This window comes from Brucella tritici (genome assembly GCF_902825325.1).
Taxonomy (GTDB): domain Bacteria; phylum Pseudomonadota; class Alphaproteobacteria; order Rhizobiales; family Rhizobiaceae; genus Brucella.
The window spans coordinates 71,054-86,950 of record NZ_CADEAR010000007.1 but is presented as its reverse complement, the minus strand read 5'-3'; the positions used below and the strand labels follow the sequence as shown (position 1 = coordinate 86,950).

Sequence of the window (15,897 nt, the reverse complement as noted above, 5' to 3'; positions counted from 1 at the left end):
GGAATAAGCTTTTCGCTTTGCGGCCATTGGCCTTGTGCGTCCAAGTGTGATAATGCGCCTCATCCATATAGCTTTTACCGGCTAACCCGGAGGGTGTGAAACATGTCTCAAGCCAACGCCGCCGCCAAGAATGCGTCGTCCGACGTTTTCTTCAATGCAAGCCTCGAGGACATCGATTCCGAGATTTTCGGTGCAATTCGCAACGAACTCGGTCGCCAGCGTCATGAAATCGAGCTGATTGCCTCTGAAAACATCGTTTCGCGCGCTGTTCTCGAAGCGCAGGGTTCCATCCTCACCAACAAATATGCCGAAGGCTATCCGGGCAAGCGCTATTATGGCGGCTGCCAGTATGTCGACGTCGTGGAAGAACTGGCCATCGAACGCGCCAAGAAGCTCTTTGGCGCCGAATTCGCCAACGTTCAGCCGAACTCCGGCAGCCAGATGAACCAGGCCGTGTTCCTTGCGCTTCTTCAGCCGGGCGACACGTTCATGGGCCTCGACCTCAATTCGGGCGGTCACCTTACCCACGGCTCGCCGGTCAACATGTCCGGCAAGTGGTTCAATGTCGTGTCCTATGGCGTTCGCCAGGACGACCATCTGCTCGACATGGACGAAGTGGCCCGTCTGGCACGTGAAAACAAGCCGAAGCTCATCCTCGCAGGCGGTACCGCTTACTCGCGCGTCTGGGACTGGAAGCGTTTCCGTGAGATCGCCGATGAAGTCGGGGCCTATCTCATGGTCGATATGGCGCATATTGCCGGTCTCGTTGCCGGTGGTGTTCATCCTTCGCCGGTTCCGCACGCGCATGTCTGCACCACGACGACGCATAAGTCGCTTCGCGGTCCACGCGGCGGCATGATTCTGACCAACGACGCCGACATTGCCAAGAAGATTAATTCGGCTGTGTTCCCGGGTCTTCAGGGCGGTCCGCTGATGCACGTCATCGCCGGTAAGGCCGTTGCCTTCGCCGAAGCGCTGAAGCCGGAGTTCAAGCTTTATGCCAAGAACGTCGTCGACAATGCGCGCGCTCTGGCCGAAGAGCTGAAGTCGAATGGCCTGGACATCGTTTCGGGCGGCACCGACAATCACCTGATGCTGGTCGATCTGCGTCCGAAGAACGCAACCGGCAAGCGTGCAGAAGCTGCTCTTGGCCGCGCCAACATCACCTGCAACAAGAATGGCATTCCGTTCGACCCTGAAAAGCCGTTTGTCACCTCCGGCGTCCGTCTTGGCACGCCAGCAGGCACGACCCGCGGCTTTGGTGCTGCTGAATTCAAGGAAATCGGTTCGCTGATTGCCGAAGTTCTCGATGGTCTCAAGGTTGCCAACTCCGACGAAGGCAATGCCGCTGTCGAACAGGCCGTGAAGGAAAAGGTTATCGCCCTGACCGACCGTTTCCCGATGTATGGCTATCAGGGTTAAGCCCGTCTCCATGATTGAGATGAAGCCCCGTTCAACTCTGTTGAGCGGGGCTTTTTCATTGTCGCATCCGGTAGGTAGCTTGCCGCTTATGAGCTATGATGACCGGGAATCGGCCGTCGATGGCAAAGCTCTTGAGTTTTGGATGGGGGTATCCCCACATAGGAGCCATTCGTCGCCAGTGCGAACTTGCCGATATTGAAATTGCCGATATTGAAATCGAAAGTGTTCCATGCGTTGTCCCTATTGCCAGTCTGAAGATACGCAAGTGAAGGATTCCCGTCCGGCGGAAGATGGTGCCGTCATTCGCCGGCGTCGTGTCTGCTCGGTGTGTGGAGGCCGTTTCACGACCTTTGAGCGCGTACAGTTGCGTGACCTGATGGTCGTGAAGAAAAGCGGGCGTCGGGTTCCTTTCGATCGCGACAAGCTCACACGATCCATCGAAGTGGCGCTGCGCAAGCGCGACGTCGATAATGACCGGGTTGAGCGCGCCATTTCCGGCATTGTCCGCCAGCTTGAAAGTTCGGGCGAGGCGGAGGTGACGTCCGACGAAATCGGGCGGCTGGCCATGGATGCGCTGAAAGGCATTGACGACATTGCTTATATCCGCTTTGCATCGGTCTATCGCAATTTCAGCAAGGCCGTTGATTTCCACAATGTCATCGACGAACTGACGGTCGCTGAAACCGAGGACGATCTGGACTCCTAGGCATGAGTGGCAGCAAGTTTCCGCCTTCGAACGCAACTGCGGATGACGTCCGCTTCATGGAAGCGGCGATCCGCTATGCTCGTCATCATAAGGGGCTAACCGCCACCAATCCCTCTGTTGGTACGATCCTCGTCAAGGATGGCGTCATCGTCGGACGTGGCGTGACTGCATTGGGCGGCAGGCCCCACGCCGAGCCGCAAGCACTGGCCGACGCGGGAGAAGCGGCACGTGGTGCAACGGCCTATGTGACGCTGGAGCCATGCGCGCATCACGGACGCACGCCGCCTTGTGCGGAAGCGCTGGTGCAGGCAGGGGTAGCGCGTGTCGTGGTTGCCGCGACGGATCCGGACGACCGGGTCAGCGGAAAAGGGTTTGCCATACTGCGCGAGGCAGGTATTGAGGTTGTGCCGGGCATTCTCGCCGAACAGGCTGCCGATGATCTTGCAGGTTATCTGAATCGATCTGCGAAGAAGCGCCCGGAAGTGATTCTGAAACTTGCACTTTCCGCCGATGGCATGATCGGACGCCGGGGCGAAGGGCAGATCTCGATAACGGGACCGATTGCGCGCGCCCAGTCGCATATCCTGCGGGCCCAGACCGATATTATCCTGATTGGCATCGAAACCGCACTGGCCGACGATCCGGTGTTGAACTGCCGCCTGCCGGGGGTGGAACAGCGTTCGCCTGTTCGGGTGGTGCTCGATAGCGGATTGCGTTTGCCGCTTTCCTCGAAACTTGTACAGACCGCTGATGCCCAGCCCTTGTGGATCGCCTGCGGTGAAGAAGCGTTGCCGGAGCGACGCTACGAGTTGCAGGCAGCCGGTTGCCGGATTCTCGCGACCGAAGCATATGATTGCCGCATCGCTCTGCCCGAACTCATGGACGATCTCGCCGCACAGGGGATTTCCTCGGTTCTCGTTGAAGGCGGAGCGGGCGTCGCGAAGAGCTTTCTGGAAGAGGGGCTTGTAGATCGGCTTGCCATCTTCCGCTCGCCGATTGAAATCGGGCCGGAGCATGGGGTTGCCGTGGACGGGCTTGAAACCCATATCGCAGACAAGTTCAAAATCTTAAGGCAGGCTCGCTATGGCGACGATGCCTATGCAGAATATGTAAGTGTCAGAATGTAAAAGCGTCAGGTCGCAGCGGAAATGATGGTTTTCGAGAAGCGGAGCGCAGTGTACTTAAGTACATAAGCACCGGAAGCGCAGGAAACCGCTATTTGCGAGCCAAGACATGGCGACTTTTGGATCAGGCACGAAGGAGAATTGATGTTTACAGGCATTATCACCGATATCGGCAAGGTTGACCGGATCAAGCCGCTGAATGAAGGCGTTCTTCTGCGTATCGAAACTGCTTATGATCCTGCAACGATCGAGCTTGGCGCATCGATTGCCTGTTCTGGCGTGTGCCTAACGGTCGTGGCGCTTCCGGAAAAGGGCACGAATGCCCGCTGGTTCGAGGTTGAGGCGTGGGAAGAGGCGCTGCGCCTGACCACGATCTCCAAATGGCAGAGCGGACGAAACATCAATCTGGAGCGTTCGTTGAAACTTGGTGACGAAATGGGCGGTCATCTCGTTTCGGGGCATGTCGACGGACAGGCTGAAATCGTCGAGCGCAAGGAAGAAGGCGATGCAGTGCGCTTCACCCTGCGCGCGCCGGAAGAACTAGCTCCATTTATCGCCCAGAAGGGTTCTGTGGCCCTCGATGGAACGTCGCTGACGGTCAATGGCGTCAACGGAAACGAGTTTGATGTGCTCCTGATCCGCCACTCGCTTGAAGTCACGACCTGGGGCGAGCGGAAAGCGGGTGACAAAGTAAATATCGAGATCGACCAGCTGGCACGTTACGCAGCAAGGCTTGCGCAATATCAGAAATAGGCTTACAGCCTAAATTCCCAGGCTGTAAAAGCATATCCCGATTTTAAGCGTTGACCGCAATCGTTGCGGTCCGCAAAATTTGTCATGGAGTCTCTCATGTCCAAGCACGAGGCGCATGCGCCGCATTTGCTTATTGTCGAAGCGCGTTTCTACGATGATCTCGCTGACGCGCTTCTGGATGGCGCAAAGGCAGCCTTGGATGAAGCAGGGGCGACCTATGATGTCGTGACGGTTCCAGGTGCACTGGAAGTTCCGGCGGTCATTTCTTTCGCACTCGACGGCGAAGACAATGGCGGCAAGGAATATGACGGCTTTGTCGCGCTCGGTACGGTTATCCGTGGCGAGACCTATCATTTCGATATCGTGTCCAATGAATCCTGCCGTGCGCTCACCGATCTTGCGGTTGAGGAAAGCATCGCTATCGGCAACGGCATTCTGACTGTCGAAAACGAAGAGCAGGCATGGGTTCGCGCTCGCCGTGAAGACAAGGACAAGGGCGGTTTTGCCGCTCGTGCCGCCCTGACCATGATCGACCTGCGCAAGAAGTTCGGAGTCTGATTACCATGACTTCTTCTACCGAAGGCCGACCGACCCCTAATCTTCCACGCACGGCAAATAAGCGCGGCGTTGCCCGTCTTGCCGCAGTCCAGGCACTCTATCAGATGGATGTCGCCGGGACCGGTGTTCTGGAAGTGGTGGCTGAGTACGAAGCGTTCCGTCTCGGCAAGGAAGTGGATGGCACGCAGTATCTCGATGCCGATCCGCAATGGTTCCGCGCGATCGTGGCCGGTGTCGTCGATGAACAGCTTAAGCTCGATCCGATGATCCATCAGGCGCTGACCGAAGACTGGCCATTGTCGCGTCTCGATTCGACCCTGCGCGCCATTCTCCGTGCGGGCGCATGGGAATTGCAGACGCGCAAAGACGTGCCAACCGCTGTGATCGTGTCCGAATATGTCGATATCGCCAAGGCGTTCTACACGGAAGATGAGCCGAAGCTGGTCAATGCCGTGCTTGATCGCCTGGCGTTTGTCATTCGTGGCGAGAGCCGCGGCGTGAAGCCACGCTGATCCGGCTTCCCTGACAATAATCATGAAAGAAGGGCTGTGAGAAATCGCAGCCCTTCTTTCATTTTACGCTGGCAAAGAACGACTTGACGTTTGTTAAACCGTTTCGCATGTTGGATATGCGGCATTGAGAATGCTGAAATGCAAGGAATCGCGCCAATTGATTGATTTCTCAGGCATGTCGCGCAAAAGTGCGTAGCGGTTTTGCGAGAACGACAGGCCTAAAATCAAAGACATAAAGCGCTGAGAGCGAATCTGAAAGATCGCGATCCGCTTTAGGCGTAAGTTCCAGACGTGAATATACCGAAGAAGCCCGGTATCTTGTATTGGCTTCAGGCACTTCCATGCCGCTCAATCGGGTCCGGGGAGGGGTTTTCGGGCCTATCGTGCGCATTTGCCTGCCGACAGTCGCGGCTCGCGGTCTGACGGTAGCTGGCGCGAGCTGTGGAGCGCGTTTCGATCTGTTTGCAACAGATCGGCGTTCCAATTGTCTGATTGGCCGCGCATCTTTCCCGAAAATCGCTTCACACTTTTCGGGATGCGCTCAATGGGAGTTGGCCTTTATGCAAATGGGAGTGGCAGTCTTAGTTCTCGTCATTGCCTGCGGCGTAGTTTCCGTTCTTTTCGCCATATGGGCGATCCGTTCGGTTCTTGCAGCCGATCAGGGGACGCAGCGCATGCAGGAAATTGCTGAAGCCATCCGCGAGGGTGCCTCAGCCTATCTCACAAGACAATATTCAACAATTGCCATCGTCGGCGTCGTGGTCTTTCTGGCAGCCTGGTATCTGTTGTCGATCAGTGCCGCAATCGGCTTTCTGATTGGTGCGGTTCTGTCGGGCGTCACCGGCTTCATCGGAATGCACGTTTCGGTTCGCGCCAATGTGCGCACTGCGCAGGCAGCTTCGCTCAGCCTCGCCGGCGGGTTAGAACTGGCCTTCAAGTCCGGGGCCATCACTGGCCTTCTGGTAGCAGGGCTCGCGCTGCTCGGCGTCTCCGTCTACTATTTCATTCTCACCGTCTGGCTTGGTTACTCGCCTTCTGACCGCACCGTTATCGATGCGCTGGTGTCGCTCGGCTTCGGCGCTTCGCTGATCTCGATCTTCGCGCGTCTTGGCGGCGGCATCTTCACCAAGGGTGCAGATGTCGGCGGCGATCTTGTCGGCAAGGTGGAAGCAGGTATTCCCGAGGATGACCCGCGCAATCCTGCGACGATTGCAGACAATGTCGGCGACAATGTCGGTGATTGTGCGGGCATGGCCGCTGACCTGTTCGAAACTTACGCAGTGACGGTCGTTGCTACCATGGTTCTCGGCGCAATCTTCTTCAACGGATCGGACGTTCTACCGAGTGTCATGCTCTATCCGCTGATGATCTGCGGGGCCTGCGTGATTACGTCGATCGTGGGTACTTTCTTCGTCAAGCTCAGCGTCGATGGCTCCATTATGGGTGCTCTGTACAAGGGGCTGATAGCAACAGGCCTGCTTTCCATTGTCGGTCTTGCCGTTGCCAATACACTGACCATCGGCTGGGGTGAAATCGGAACCGTGGCCGGAAAAAGTATTACCGGCACCAATCTCTTCATATGCGGTCTGATCGGTCTGATAGTGACCGGTCTGATCGTCGTGATTACGGAATATTATACCGGTACCAACAAGCGCCCGGTGAATTCCATCGCGCAGGCTTCCGTCACCGGCCACGGCACGAATGTCATTCAGGGACTGGCGGTTTCGCTTGAATCGACCGCTCTGCCGGCAATCGTGATCGTAGGTGGCATTATCTCGACCTACCAGCTTGCAGGCCTGTTCGGAACCGCAATTGCCGTCACTGCCATGCTTGGCATTGCGGGCATGATCGTAGCGCTTGATGCGTTCGGACCGGTTACGGACAATGCGGGCGGCATCGCGGAAATGGCCGGTCTCGACCCGGAGGTCCGCAAGGCTACCGATGCGCTCGACGCCGTCGGCAATACGACCAAGGCCGTCACCAAGGGCTATGCCATCGGCTCGGCGGGTCTCGGTGCACTGGTGCTGTTTGCGGCTTATTCCAACGATCTGGCCTATTTTGCGGCCAACGGGCAGACCTATCCCTATTTTGCGGATATGGGACCTGTCTCCTTCGATCTCTCCAACCCTTATGTGGTTGCGGGCCTGATCTTCGGTGGCCTGATCCCTTATCTGTTCGGTGGCATGGCGATGACGGCCGTGGGCCGGGCCGGGGGCGCGGTCGTGCAGGAAGTACGCCGCCAGTTCCGCGAAAAGCCGGGGATCATGACCGGCAAGGAGCGCCCGGACTATGCTCGTGCGGTTGATCTGCTGACCAGAGCGGCCATTCGTGAAATGATTATCCCGTCGCTTTTGCCTGTGCTGGCGCCGATAGTCGTTTATTTCGGCGTGTTGCTTATCTCTGGCTCGAAGGCTGCGGCCTTTGCAGCACTCGGCGCATCGCTTCTCGGTGTCATCATCAACGGCCTGTTCGTGGCGATTTCCATGACGTCCGGCGGCGGCGCATGGGACAATGCCAAGAAGAGCTTCGAAGACGGGTTCACCGACGCCGATGGCGTGAAGCACCTGAAAGGTTCAGAAGCGCACAAAGCATCGGTGACAGGCGATACTGTGGGTGATCCTTACAAGGATACAGCTGGTCCGGCTGTCAATCCGGCAATCAAGATCACCAACATCGTAGCTCTTCTTCTGTTGGCTGTGCTGGCGCATATGTCTTGATGGAATGAACGCTTGAAAAAGAAAACCCGCCGTAAAGGCGGGTTTTCTGTTTTGAAGATATTATCCAGATCAGTTGTTGGGGCCGCCTGCAGCGCCGGGCAACGATGTCGGGGCCTTGGAAACGCCCTGAATGATCTGTCCGAGGAAGGTCTGGTCCTTGCCGCCTGTCGGCGTGGTGCGCGACACGAAGTCGAACAGCTTGCCGTCCTTCAGGCCGTAATTGGCGATATGCTCGACCTTGCCGTCCTTGTCGAAATAGATGGCGAGAATCTGCCGCTCAACGATCTTCGGCTTCATGAACTGCGCAGCGCGATAACGCTTCTGAGAAATGTAATAGAACACTTCATTGTCGAAGGTCGCGGTGGTGGACGGCGTACCGAGTGCCAGAAGCACCTGCTCGCGGCTGGAGCCGACAGGAACCGAATCAAGCGCACCCTGATCGAGCACGTAACCCTCTGTCAGCGTTTCGGATGGATTGAGCGTGGATGCGGTGTTACATCCGGCAAGAGCCACTGAGACGAGAATTGCCGTGCCGGCGAGAAGAGTACGCTGCTTGCGTACACTTGGAAAAAATCGCTGCAACAAAGACCTCTCCATACATTCTAGATCAGCGCGGCACTTTCGCCGTCGGGTGAACTTCGGTAAACCACCTTGCTAATTTATGCAACTGGAACGGTCGTACGGACATGATTCTCCAACTATTCCGCCGCAAATCGAAAGCAAACGAGGCAATTATGCTTCGCGTTTACGAGGTGATCGTGGCGGCGGCGCGGCAAAAGCGGTTTTATGCACAATTTCAGGTGCCTGATACGCCGCTTGGCCGCTATGAAATGCTTTCGCTGCATATTTTTCTCGCCCTGCACCGCATGAGGGGAGGAAACAAGGCGCTTGCCGATCTGGCGCAGGAAATTGCGGACGAGTTTTTCAAGGATGTCGACCATTCGCTGCGCGAACTCGGCATCGGCGATCAGGGGGTGCCGAAGCGTATGAAGAAGCTTGCGCGCATGTTCTATGGGCGCGTTGCGGCTTATGGTGAGGCGCTGGATGCAAATGATGCCGACGCGCTGGCTGCGGCACTCACGCGAAATATCCGCCCGGACCTCGAATTCTGGCCACATGCCCACCATTTAAGTGAATATGTTTTCGGATGCCGCGACCGCCTGCAAAAAATTGCAGACGATGCTTTGGCGGCAGGCGACATTTCCTATATGGATGCAGATGAGAGCGCATCCCGAAAAGTGTGAAACGGTTTTCGGAACAAGACGCGCGTCAAAGATCGACTTTGCGCCAAAAAACAATGCTGAAAAGGCCAATGAGAATGACTGACAAACCGGCGCTCACCTATCCTGTTCCGGTTCTTCACCTACCGCAAAAAGGCGTAACTGTGAAAATAGGTACGGATGAGAAGGAGCGCGCAGCGCTCGCGGCAGACCATGGGCTTGAGGCCGTGAATGCCTTTGCCGCAGAGTTTCTGATTACGCCTTGGAAAAAGGACGGTATCCGGGTGCGCGGTCGCATCGATGCGGAAATCGTTCAATCCTGCGTCGTGACGCTGGAGCCGCTGACCAACAGCGTCGCTGAAGAGGTTGATACGATCTTCGTGCCGGAAAATTCGCGGCTCGCTCGGATTCAGCTTGATGAAAGCGGCGAAATGCTGCTCGATGCGGAAGGTGCGGACAGTCCGGAAGTCTTTGTCGGTGATAAGATCGATGTCGGTGCGATTGCGGAGGAATTCTTCGATCTCGCGATTGATCCATATCCCCGCAAGCCGGGGCTGACTGACGAGAGTGAACCGAAGGTTTTCGGGGACGACGATGGTGATGAGCAGCCCGTTTCGCCGTTTGCAAAGCTTTCGGAGTGGCAGAAGAAGCCGTAATTCACGATGAGTTTGATAGAATTTGGTTGTGCGGAAACGCAAAAACACTATTTTCGCCGAAAACCTGTCTGCTGCAAAGGCAGGGCAGGGACAGGGATCGCACAGGAATAATCAAGAGTGATCAAAATTTCGATCGACGCGATGGGCGGTGATTTTGGCCCTGAAGTGGTCATCCCCGGCGCAGCGAAGGCGCTTGAGCGCCATCCTGACATTCGCTTCATTTTCTTCGGTCTCCCCGCGCAGGTGGAGCCCGTGCTGGCACGCTACCCGAAACTGCAGGCCGCATCAGAGTTTCGCGCGAGCCAGGTTGCCATCAGCATGGATGACAAGCCGAGCCAGGCGCTACGCGCCGGTCGGGGCAAATCATCCATGTGGCAGGCCATCGAGGCGGTGAAGACCGGCGATGCCCAGGCGTGTATTTCTGCCGGTAATACCGGCGCGCTGATGGCCATGTCCAAATTTTGCCTGCGCATGATGTCGGATGTTGAGCGCCCGGCGATTGCGGGCATCTGGCCAACGCTGCGCGGTGAAAGCATCGTGCTCGACATTGGTGCTACCATTGGTGCCGATGCGCGTCAGCTAGTCGATTATGCCGTTATGGGAGCTGGTATGGCGCGCGCTTTGTTCGAGGTGCGCAAACCGACCGTAGGGCTCCTCAATGTTGGCACGGAAGAGGTCAAGGGTCTCGACGAGATCAAGGAGGCAGGCCAGATTCTGCGCGATACTCCGCTGGACGGACTTGCCTATTCCGGCTTCGTTGAAGGCAACGACATCGGCAAAGGTACCGTGGATGTAGTTGTGACCGAAGGTTTCACCGGCAATATCGCGCTCAAGGCCGCGGAAGGTACGGCCCGCCAGATGGGAGAACTGCTGCGTCAAGCCATGCGCCGGACGCTGCTTGCAAAGATTGGCTATGTTTTCGCCAAGGGCGCGTTTGACCGCCTGCGTGAAAAGATGGACCCGAATAAGGTCAATGGCGGCGTTTTCCTCGGTCTCAGCGGAATTGTTATCAAAAGTCATGGCAGCGCGAACGCCGAAGGCTTCTGCTCGGCAGTGGAAGTCGGCTATGACATGGTGAGAAATCGCCTTCTGGAAAAGATCGAAGCCGATCTGGCGCATTTCCACCACAGTCATCCGCATGTTTCGAATGAAGGTGGCGAGGCTGCGAAGGCATAATTCCGGCAAAGCCATCCGGAAGACGGAATTGGATAAGATTTGCGGTTTGCCGATTATTTTTTCGGTGCCGAAGCGGTGAAGTAACTTTTACCGAATATGTGTAGGGCCAGAATTCACGGCTGCGCGCGCGAATGCTCGTTGCGCCGGTCGCATGTAAGGACAGGAAATAAGAGATGATAAGATCTGTCGTGCGGGGTATCGGTTCGGCATTGCCGAAGCGGGTCATGAAGAATACCGATTTCGAAGGTATTATCGAAACCTCGGACGAGTGGATCGTGCAGCGCACGGGTATCCGTGAGCGCCATATCGCAGGCGATGACGAAACCACGGTTTCGCTCGGCGCGGCTGCGGCTCGCGCGGCAATCGAGAATGCCGGTCTTCAGCCGGCCGATATTGATCTCGTTCTGTTGGCAACCTCGACGCCCAACCATACGTTTCCGGCAAGTGCCGTGGAAATTCAGCGCGAACTGGGAATCACCAAGGGTTTTGCCTTCGATATGCAGGCCGTGTGCAGCGGCTTCATCTATGCCATCACTACGGCTGACCTCTATATCCGCGGCGGCATGGCGAAGCGGGTTCTGGTCATCGGCGCGGAAACCTTCTCGCGCATCCTCGACTGGAATGATCGCACGACCTGCGTTCTGTTCGGCGACGGTGCCGGTGCGGTGGTTCTCGAAGCTGCCGAAGGCAACGGGCTGACCTCGGATCGCGGTGTTCTCGCCGCCAATCTGCGCTCGGACGGCAATCACAAGGAAAAACTTTTTGTGGATGGCGGTCCGTCCACGACTCAGACGGTCGGCCATCTGCGCATGGAAGGCCGCGAAGTCTTCAAGCATGCCGTTGGCATGATTACGGACGTCATCGAGGCTTCCTTCGAGGAAACCGGCCTTACAGCTGAGGATATCGACTGGTTCGTCCCGCATCAGGCCAACAAACGCATTATCGATGCTTCCGCCAAGAAGCTGAATATTGCTGAAAACAAGGTGGTCATCACCGTGGATCGCCATGGTAACACCTCTGCGGCGTCGGTTCCGCTGGCGCTCGCGACCGCTGTTGCGGACGGCCGTATCAAGAAGGGCGACCTCGTTCTTCTGGAGGCAATGGGCGGCGGATTCACGTGGGGCGCGGTTCTGTTGCGCTGGTAAGTGACAAATTTGATCTGCCGTGAGGGAACTCGCGGCTTGACCGTTGCGCTTTTATTTGTGTAACGTCCTGTCACGTAAGGATATTATCTGTTCAAACGCTAACCAGGCAGGTTCGGTCATGGGAGGTAAAACGGTCACGCGAGCTGATCTGGCAGAGGCTGTTTACCGGAAGGTAGGCCTTTCCAGAACGGAGTCGGCGGCTCTTGTCGAGATGATCCTCGATGAAGTCTGTGACGCTATCGTCAACGGCGAAACCGTGAAATTGTCGTCTTTCGCGACATTTCAGGTTCGTGACAAGAACGAGCGCATTGGCCGTAATCCGAAAACAGGCGAGGAGGTTCCAATTCTTCCCCGTCGTGTGATGACTTTCAAAGCTTCCAACGTTCTCAAGCAGCGTATTCTGCAGGAGCACCAGAAGCGTGAAACCAAAAGCCAGAAGTAATTGCTGGAATGCTGCCCATCGGGCAGCATTTTGTTTTTGGCACCATCATTGCAAATCGCTGACAGTTTTCTGCGTCTGGTTCAGGACCATGCGCGGAGAATGTCGCTTCGACCACCAGCCCCTTCAGGGGGGCAGTCGCTGTTGGTCCTGGGTTGGCCACGCTACCTTCGGCCATGCGTGAAGGGATGCTTATAAAGCTCTGATATTATATAATGGATTCAGCGGAGCGAATCGCTTCGCTGATATTGAAATCTGGAAAGCGCCTGGCTTTTCAGAGCGAGTTCGTGTTGCACGCTGTCCGGTTTTGAATGACGTTTGCGCCGTGTCTTTCCACACGCTGGAGTTTGTTAACTCCCGTCTTTTAAAATCCGATGGTAACAAGCGCCTTTCGTGTTACAGACGCGTCCGCGTTGGCAGCGAGTTGAACTATCTGGATCGGCGAGGTTGCGCCGCAACGGCGAAACCTGAACCACTGGAAAGGGCAAGTGGAATGGACAAGAGCCCTGATGCATTCAGGACGATCAGCGAAGTAGCGGATGACCTTGATCTTCCGCAGCATGTGCTGCGTTTCTGGGAAACGCGTTTTACCCAGATCAAGCCTATGAAGCGCGGCGGCGGTCGCCGATACTACCGACCGCTTGACGTCGAATTGCTCAAGGGCATTCGTCATCTGCTCTACGATCAGGGCTATACGATCAAGGGCGTGCAGCGCCTGCTCCGCGAAAACAATGCGCAGTTCATCATCGCGCTCGGCAATGGCGATGTTCAGGCCATTGAGGCAATCACACGCCAGAAGCAGGCTGCCGCCGATAAGCGTGCTGCCGAAGAGGCGGCTGACAATGAAATGGCTTTGCCGAGCGGCATCAAAGCACCGCAACCAGCGCGCAAACTTTTCGGCTTGTTGAAGGGCGAGGAAGATGGCCCCATCGGAGCTGATGGGAAGCGGCCTTCCAAGGATAACCGCTCGCTCCTGCAGGAGGCGTTGTTCGATCTTCTGGAATGCAAGCGTCTTCTCGATCAGGTGCGCTGATCGACTTTGGATCGCATGAAAAAAGGGAGGCTTTTGCCTCCCTTTTCTTTTAGCCGAGAGGATCAGCTGGATGAGAGTTTCAACCCGATGATACCGGCTAGAATCAACGTCACGCTTGCAACACGGAAGAAGGTTGCAGCCTCACCAAGAATGAAGATGCCCACCACAAATGCACCCACCGCGCCAATGCCTGTCCAGATTGCATAGGCCGTGCCGAGCGGCAGGCTGCGCATGGCGATGGACAACAGAATGAAACTGCCGATCATCGTTACGATGGTAATAGCGCTCGGTGTCAGAAGGGAAAAGCCTTCCGATTTTTTCATGAAATAAGCCCAGACAACCTCAAGAACTCCGGCCACGATCAGATAAAGCCATGCCATTTTAATGCTCCCTCACGAGGGTTCTGAACGGGCCGTCCCGTTCGTTGAAAAAGCGGGAAGGTCGTCCTTCCCGCGAACTGTGCAATCAGTGTGACGGATGCAGTGCATCGTTGAGATACATGCAGGTCAGCATAGTAAATACGTAAGCTTGAATGACTGCCATCAGCAATTCGAGCGCTGTCAACGCGACGGTCATTGCCAGCGGCAGTACGGCAGTCAACATGCCAAGCGTGCCCAGGCTGCCCAGACCGATGACGAACCCCGCAAAAACCTTCAGCGTGATGTGCCCCGCAAGCATCACAGCGAACAGACGAACCGAATGGCTGACCGGGCGCGAGATATAGGACATGATCTCGATTGGCACGATGATGGGCGCCAGCACGACTGGCACGCCCGCAGGCATGAACAGCCGGAAGAACCCGAAACCGTTTCGTATAAGGCCGTAGATCGTAACTGTCAGGAATACGAGCATGGCCAGCGCAAAGGTCACAATGATGTGGCTCGTCACCGTAAAGGCATAAGGAAACATGCCAATCAAATTGGCAAACAGGATAAACAGGAACAGCGAGAAGACGAAGGGAAAGAAGGTCATGCCTTTTTCACCAGCGTTCTCTCGTAATGTCTTCGACACAAATTCGTAGAGAATCTCGGCAGAGGATTGCCAACGCCCCGGCACAACAGCAGCCCGACGGGCCGACAGGTACATGAACACAGCTGCGCCCAGCACTGTCAGCACCATGAAGAGTGCCGAATTGGTGAAAGCAATCGGCTGACCGCCGATTTCGCCAAGTTCAACGATGGGCTTGATTGCGAATTGTTCGATCGGCCCTGCCATAGGACACCCTCCTATGGGGCCGTCCCCGATGCGAACACTGGCACGGGTCGTCCCGCGCGACCCTGTAAATAGTGATTCTTGAACGGAGAGGCAAGAGGGATGCCGCCCTTGTCGCGCCAACAGAAACTTGATCGCGCATCCCATGTATCAGGGAGCTTTTTCGGGTATCCTGTCGATCTTATCCAAAGATTATGCCGGGAGATCGATCGATGAGCATCTCAAGACGTAATTTCATTGTTACAGCATCTGCTGCCGGTGCCGGATTGGCCTTGTCGCCTCTGGAACTCACCAGGGCCGCAGCCGAAACAGGCAGTTCCAAAGTGAAACCCCCGTCACAGGTAGAAAATCCGGGCTTCCATCGTTTTCAGTTTGGTGATTTCGAGATTACCACGCTTTCCGATGGACGCAGGGCAGGCCAAGCGCCCGAAAAAACATATGCGGTGGATCAGGACCCGAAAGTGGTCGCTGCACTTCTTGAGGAAAATCTTCTGCCCGCCGACCGTTTCGTCAACAGTTTCACGCCGGTACTCATCAATACGGGCAAGGAGCTTGTCCTGTTTGACACCGGCATGGGAGCAGGAGCCCGCGAGGCGGGATTGGGCAAATTGACCAGCGCGCTGGAAGCTTCGGGCTATAAGACGGACGATGTGTCTCTGGTGGTGCTGAGCCATTTCCATCCCGATCACATCGGAGGACTGATGGAGGACGGCAAGCCGGCCTTTGCCAATGCGCGTTACGCTGCTGGACAGAAGGAATTCGGCTTCTGGACAGATCCCGCAAGGCTTGACAGCCCCGCCAAGACAGTTGCCGAAATGGTGGCCAAAAACGTGAAGCCACTGGCTGAGAAGATGACGTTTCTGGATGACGACCGCGAAGTCGTTTCCGGCATTCATTCTGTGGCAGCTTATGGCCACACGCCGGGCCATCTGGCTTTCCGGGTCGAAACGGGAGGCAAGTCGTTGATGCTGGTTTCGGATACGGCGAACCATTTCGTCATAACGTTGCAGCGGCCCGAATGGCACGTTTCCTTCGATATCGACAAGGAAGCCGCTGTCCAGACCCGCAAGCGCATGTTCGATATGATCGCGACAGACAGGCTACCGTTCATCGGCTATCATATGCCGTTTCCGGCGCTGGCCTATCTCAAGCGGGAAGGCGAGGGCTATCGCTACGTCGCGGAAACCTATCAGCTGCGCGAGAAATAGGTCGAGGCGGTTCAGG

17 protein-coding genes are annotated in these 15,897 nt (G+C 56.3%); 14 read left to right on the top strand and 3 right to left on the bottom strand.

Annotated features, from left to right (window positions below; translation table 11 throughout):
- The first annotated feature begins 102 nt into the window (after positions 1-102).
- The 7 genes from glyA to HWX93_RS11915 all read left to right on the top strand — a co-directional run bounded on the left by glyA (position 103) and on the right by HWX93_RS11915 (position 7,792).
- Positions 103-1,422, top strand: coding sequence for a serine hydroxymethyltransferase (glyA, locus tag HWX93_RS11945; protein ID WP_151554774.1), 1,320 nt, complete (start codon positions 103-105; stop codon positions 1,420-1,422).
- 229 nt (positions 1,423-1,651) lie between these two features.
- The gene (nrdR, locus tag HWX93_RS11940; protein ID WP_061347378.1) at positions 1,652-2,128 is read left to right on the top strand and encodes a transcriptional regulator NrdR; all 477 of its coding nucleotides are present in this window, start codon (positions 1,652-1,654) and stop codon (positions 2,126-2,128) included.
- A gap of 2 nt (positions 2,129-2,130) precedes the next feature.
- Positions 2,131-3,255: a bifunctional diaminohydroxyphosphoribosylaminopyrimidine deaminase/5-amino-6-(5-phosphoribosylamino)uracil reductase RibD gene (gene ribD / locus HWX93_RS11935; RefSeq protein ID WP_176037481.1), complete on the top strand. Its 1,125-nt coding sequence runs from the start codon at positions 2,131-2,133 to the stop codon at positions 3,253-3,255.
- Positions 3,256-3,396: 141 nt separating this feature from the next.
- Positions 3,397-4,005 (top strand): riboflavin synthase, encoded by a 609-nt coding sequence (locus HWX93_RS11930; protein WP_151554772.1) that lies wholly within the window; start codon positions 3,397-3,399, stop codon positions 4,003-4,005.
- 96 nt (positions 4,006-4,101) lie between these two features.
- On the top strand, positions 4,102-4,563 hold the full coding sequence (locus HWX93_RS11925) for a 6,7-dimethyl-8-ribityllumazine synthase (protein ID WP_061347380.1): 462 nt from the start codon (positions 4,102-4,104) through the stop codon (positions 4,561-4,563).
- A 5-nt stretch (positions 4,564-4,568) separates the two neighbouring features.
- Positions 4,569-5,075, top strand: coding sequence for a transcription antitermination factor NusB (nusB, locus tag HWX93_RS11920; protein ID WP_139975613.1), 507 nt, complete (start codon positions 4,569-4,571; stop codon positions 5,073-5,075).
- A gap of 560 nt (positions 5,076-5,635) precedes the next feature.
- The gene (locus HWX93_RS11915; protein WP_061347382.1) at positions 5,636-7,792 is read left to right on the top strand and encodes a sodium-translocating pyrophosphatase; all 2,157 of its coding nucleotides are present in this window, start codon (positions 5,636-5,638) and stop codon (positions 7,790-7,792) included.
- 69 nt (positions 7,793-7,861) lie between these two features.
- On the opposite strand, the gene HWX93_RS11910 is transcribed toward HWX93_RS11915, so the two are convergent.
- Positions 7,862-8,377, bottom strand: a complete 516-nt coding sequence (locus tag HWX93_RS11910; RefSeq protein WP_176037480.1) for an outer membrane protein assembly factor BamE — start codon at positions 8,375-8,377, stop codon at positions 7,862-7,864.
- A 101-nt stretch (positions 8,378-8,478) separates the two neighbouring features.
- Between HWX93_RS11910 and HWX93_RS11905 the strand changes: the two genes are divergently transcribed.
- The 6 genes from HWX93_RS11905 (at position 8,479) to HWX93_RS11880 (ending at position 13,461) form a co-directional block, all read left to right on the top strand.
- Positions 8,479-9,036, top strand: a complete 558-nt coding sequence (locus HWX93_RS11905) for a ubiquinol-cytochrome C chaperone family protein (protein WP_061347384.1) — start codon at positions 8,479-8,481, stop codon at positions 9,034-9,036.
- 74 nt (positions 9,037-9,110) lie between these two features.
- Positions 9,111-9,668, top strand: coding sequence for a YceD family protein (locus tag HWX93_RS11900; protein ID WP_061347467.1), 558 nt, complete (start codon positions 9,111-9,113; stop codon positions 9,666-9,668).
- A gap of 117 nt (positions 9,669-9,785) precedes the next feature.
- Positions 9,786-10,844, top strand: a complete 1,059-nt coding sequence (gene plsX / locus HWX93_RS11895; RefSeq protein ID WP_151554767.1) for a phosphate acyltransferase PlsX — start codon at positions 9,786-9,788, stop codon at positions 10,842-10,844.
- Between the two features lie 173 nt (positions 10,845-11,017).
- Positions 11,018-11,989, top strand: a complete 972-nt coding sequence (locus tag HWX93_RS11890) for a beta-ketoacyl-ACP synthase III (RefSeq protein ID WP_176037479.1) — start codon at positions 11,018-11,020, stop codon at positions 11,987-11,989.
- Positions 11,990-12,107: 118 nt separating this feature from the next.
- Positions 12,108-12,431 (top strand): integration host factor subunit alpha, encoded by a 324-nt coding sequence (locus HWX93_RS11885; protein ID WP_010661102.1) that lies wholly within the window; start codon positions 12,108-12,110, stop codon positions 12,429-12,431.
- A gap of 490 nt (positions 12,432-12,921) precedes the next feature.
- Entirely contained in the window at positions 12,922-13,461 is a 540-nt protein-coding gene (locus HWX93_RS11880) for a MerR family transcriptional regulator (protein WP_010661103.1), read from the top strand.
- Between the two features lie 62 nt (positions 13,462-13,523).
- Here the strand turns inward: HWX93_RS11880 and sugE are convergent, their stop codons facing one another.
- Together sugE and HWX93_RS11870 are read right to left on the bottom strand one after the other, a co-directional pair.
- Positions 13,524-13,841 carry a quaternary ammonium compound efflux SMR transporter SugE gene (gene sugE / locus HWX93_RS11875; protein ID WP_061347387.1) on the bottom strand — a complete coding sequence of 106 codons (318 nt, stop codon included), beginning with the start codon at positions 13,839-13,841 and terminating at the stop codon, positions 13,524-13,526.
- 85 nt (positions 13,842-13,926) lie between these two features.
- Positions 13,927-14,676 carry a F0F1 ATP synthase subunit A gene (locus tag HWX93_RS11870; protein ID WP_176037478.1) on the bottom strand — a complete coding sequence of 250 codons (750 nt, stop codon included), beginning with the start codon at positions 14,674-14,676 and terminating at the stop codon, positions 13,927-13,929.
- Between the two features lie 209 nt (positions 14,677-14,885).
- Here HWX93_RS11870 and HWX93_RS11865 point away from each other — a divergent pair, with 209 nt between their 5' ends.
- The gene (locus HWX93_RS11865; RefSeq protein WP_176037477.1) at positions 14,886-15,881 is read left to right on the top strand and encodes an MBL fold metallo-hydrolase; all 996 of its coding nucleotides are present in this window, start codon (positions 14,886-14,888) and stop codon (positions 15,879-15,881) included.
- The last annotated feature ends 16 nt before the right edge of the window (positions 15,882-15,897 follow it).

What these genes read in the sequence shown, in the direction of transcription:
- glyA (WP_151554774.1), top strand. Translation starts at nt 103, where the DNA reads ATGTCTCAAGCCAACGCCGCCGCCAAGAATGCGTCGTCCGACGTTTTC.
- nrdR (WP_061347378.1), top strand. Translation starts at nt 1,652, where the DNA reads ATGCGTTGTCCCTATTGCCAGTCTGAAGATACGCAAGTGAAGGATTCC.
- ribD (WP_176037481.1), top strand. Translation starts at nt 2,131, where the DNA reads ATGAGTGGCAGCAAGTTTCCGCCTTCGAACGCAACTGCGGATGACGTC.
- HWX93_RS11930 (WP_151554772.1), top strand. Translation starts at nt 3,397, where the DNA reads ATGTTTACAGGCATTATCACCGATATCGGCAAGGTTGACCGGATCAAG.
- HWX93_RS11925 (WP_061347380.1), top strand. Translation starts at nt 4,102, where the DNA reads ATGTCCAAGCACGAGGCGCATGCGCCGCATTTGCTTATTGTCGAAGCG.
- nusB (WP_139975613.1), top strand. Translation starts at nt 4,569, where the DNA reads ATGACTTCTTCTACCGAAGGCCGACCGACCCCTAATCTTCCACGCACG.
- HWX93_RS11915 (WP_061347382.1), top strand. Translation starts at nt 5,636, where the DNA reads ATGCAAATGGGAGTGGCAGTCTTAGTTCTCGTCATTGCCTGCGGCGTA.
- HWX93_RS11905 (WP_061347384.1), top strand. Translation starts at nt 8,479, where the DNA reads ATGATTCTCCAACTATTCCGCCGCAAATCGAAAGCAAACGAGGCAATT.
- HWX93_RS11900 (WP_061347467.1), top strand. Translation starts at nt 9,111, where the DNA reads ATGACTGACAAACCGGCGCTCACCTATCCTGTTCCGGTTCTTCACCTA.
- HWX93_RS11890 (WP_176037479.1), top strand. Translation starts at nt 11,018, where the DNA reads ATGATAAGATCTGTCGTGCGGGGTATCGGTTCGGCATTGCCGAAGCGG.
- HWX93_RS11885 (WP_010661102.1), top strand. Translation starts at nt 12,108, where the DNA reads ATGGGAGGTAAAACGGTCACGCGAGCTGATCTGGCAGAGGCTGTTTAC.
- HWX93_RS11880 (WP_010661103.1), top strand. Translation starts at nt 12,922, where the DNA reads ATGGACAAGAGCCCTGATGCATTCAGGACGATCAGCGAAGTAGCGGAT.
- sugE (WP_061347387.1), bottom strand. Translation starts at nt 13,841, where the DNA reads ATGGCATGGCTTTATCTGATCGTGGCCGGAGTTCTTGAGGTTGTCTGG.
- HWX93_RS11870 (WP_176037478.1), bottom strand. Translation starts at nt 14,676, where the DNA reads ATGGCAGGGCCGATCGAACAATTCGCAATCAAGCCCATCGTTGAACTT.
- HWX93_RS11865 (WP_176037477.1), top strand. Translation starts at nt 14,886, where the DNA reads ATGAGCATCTCAAGACGTAATTTCATTGTTACAGCATCTGCTGCCGGT.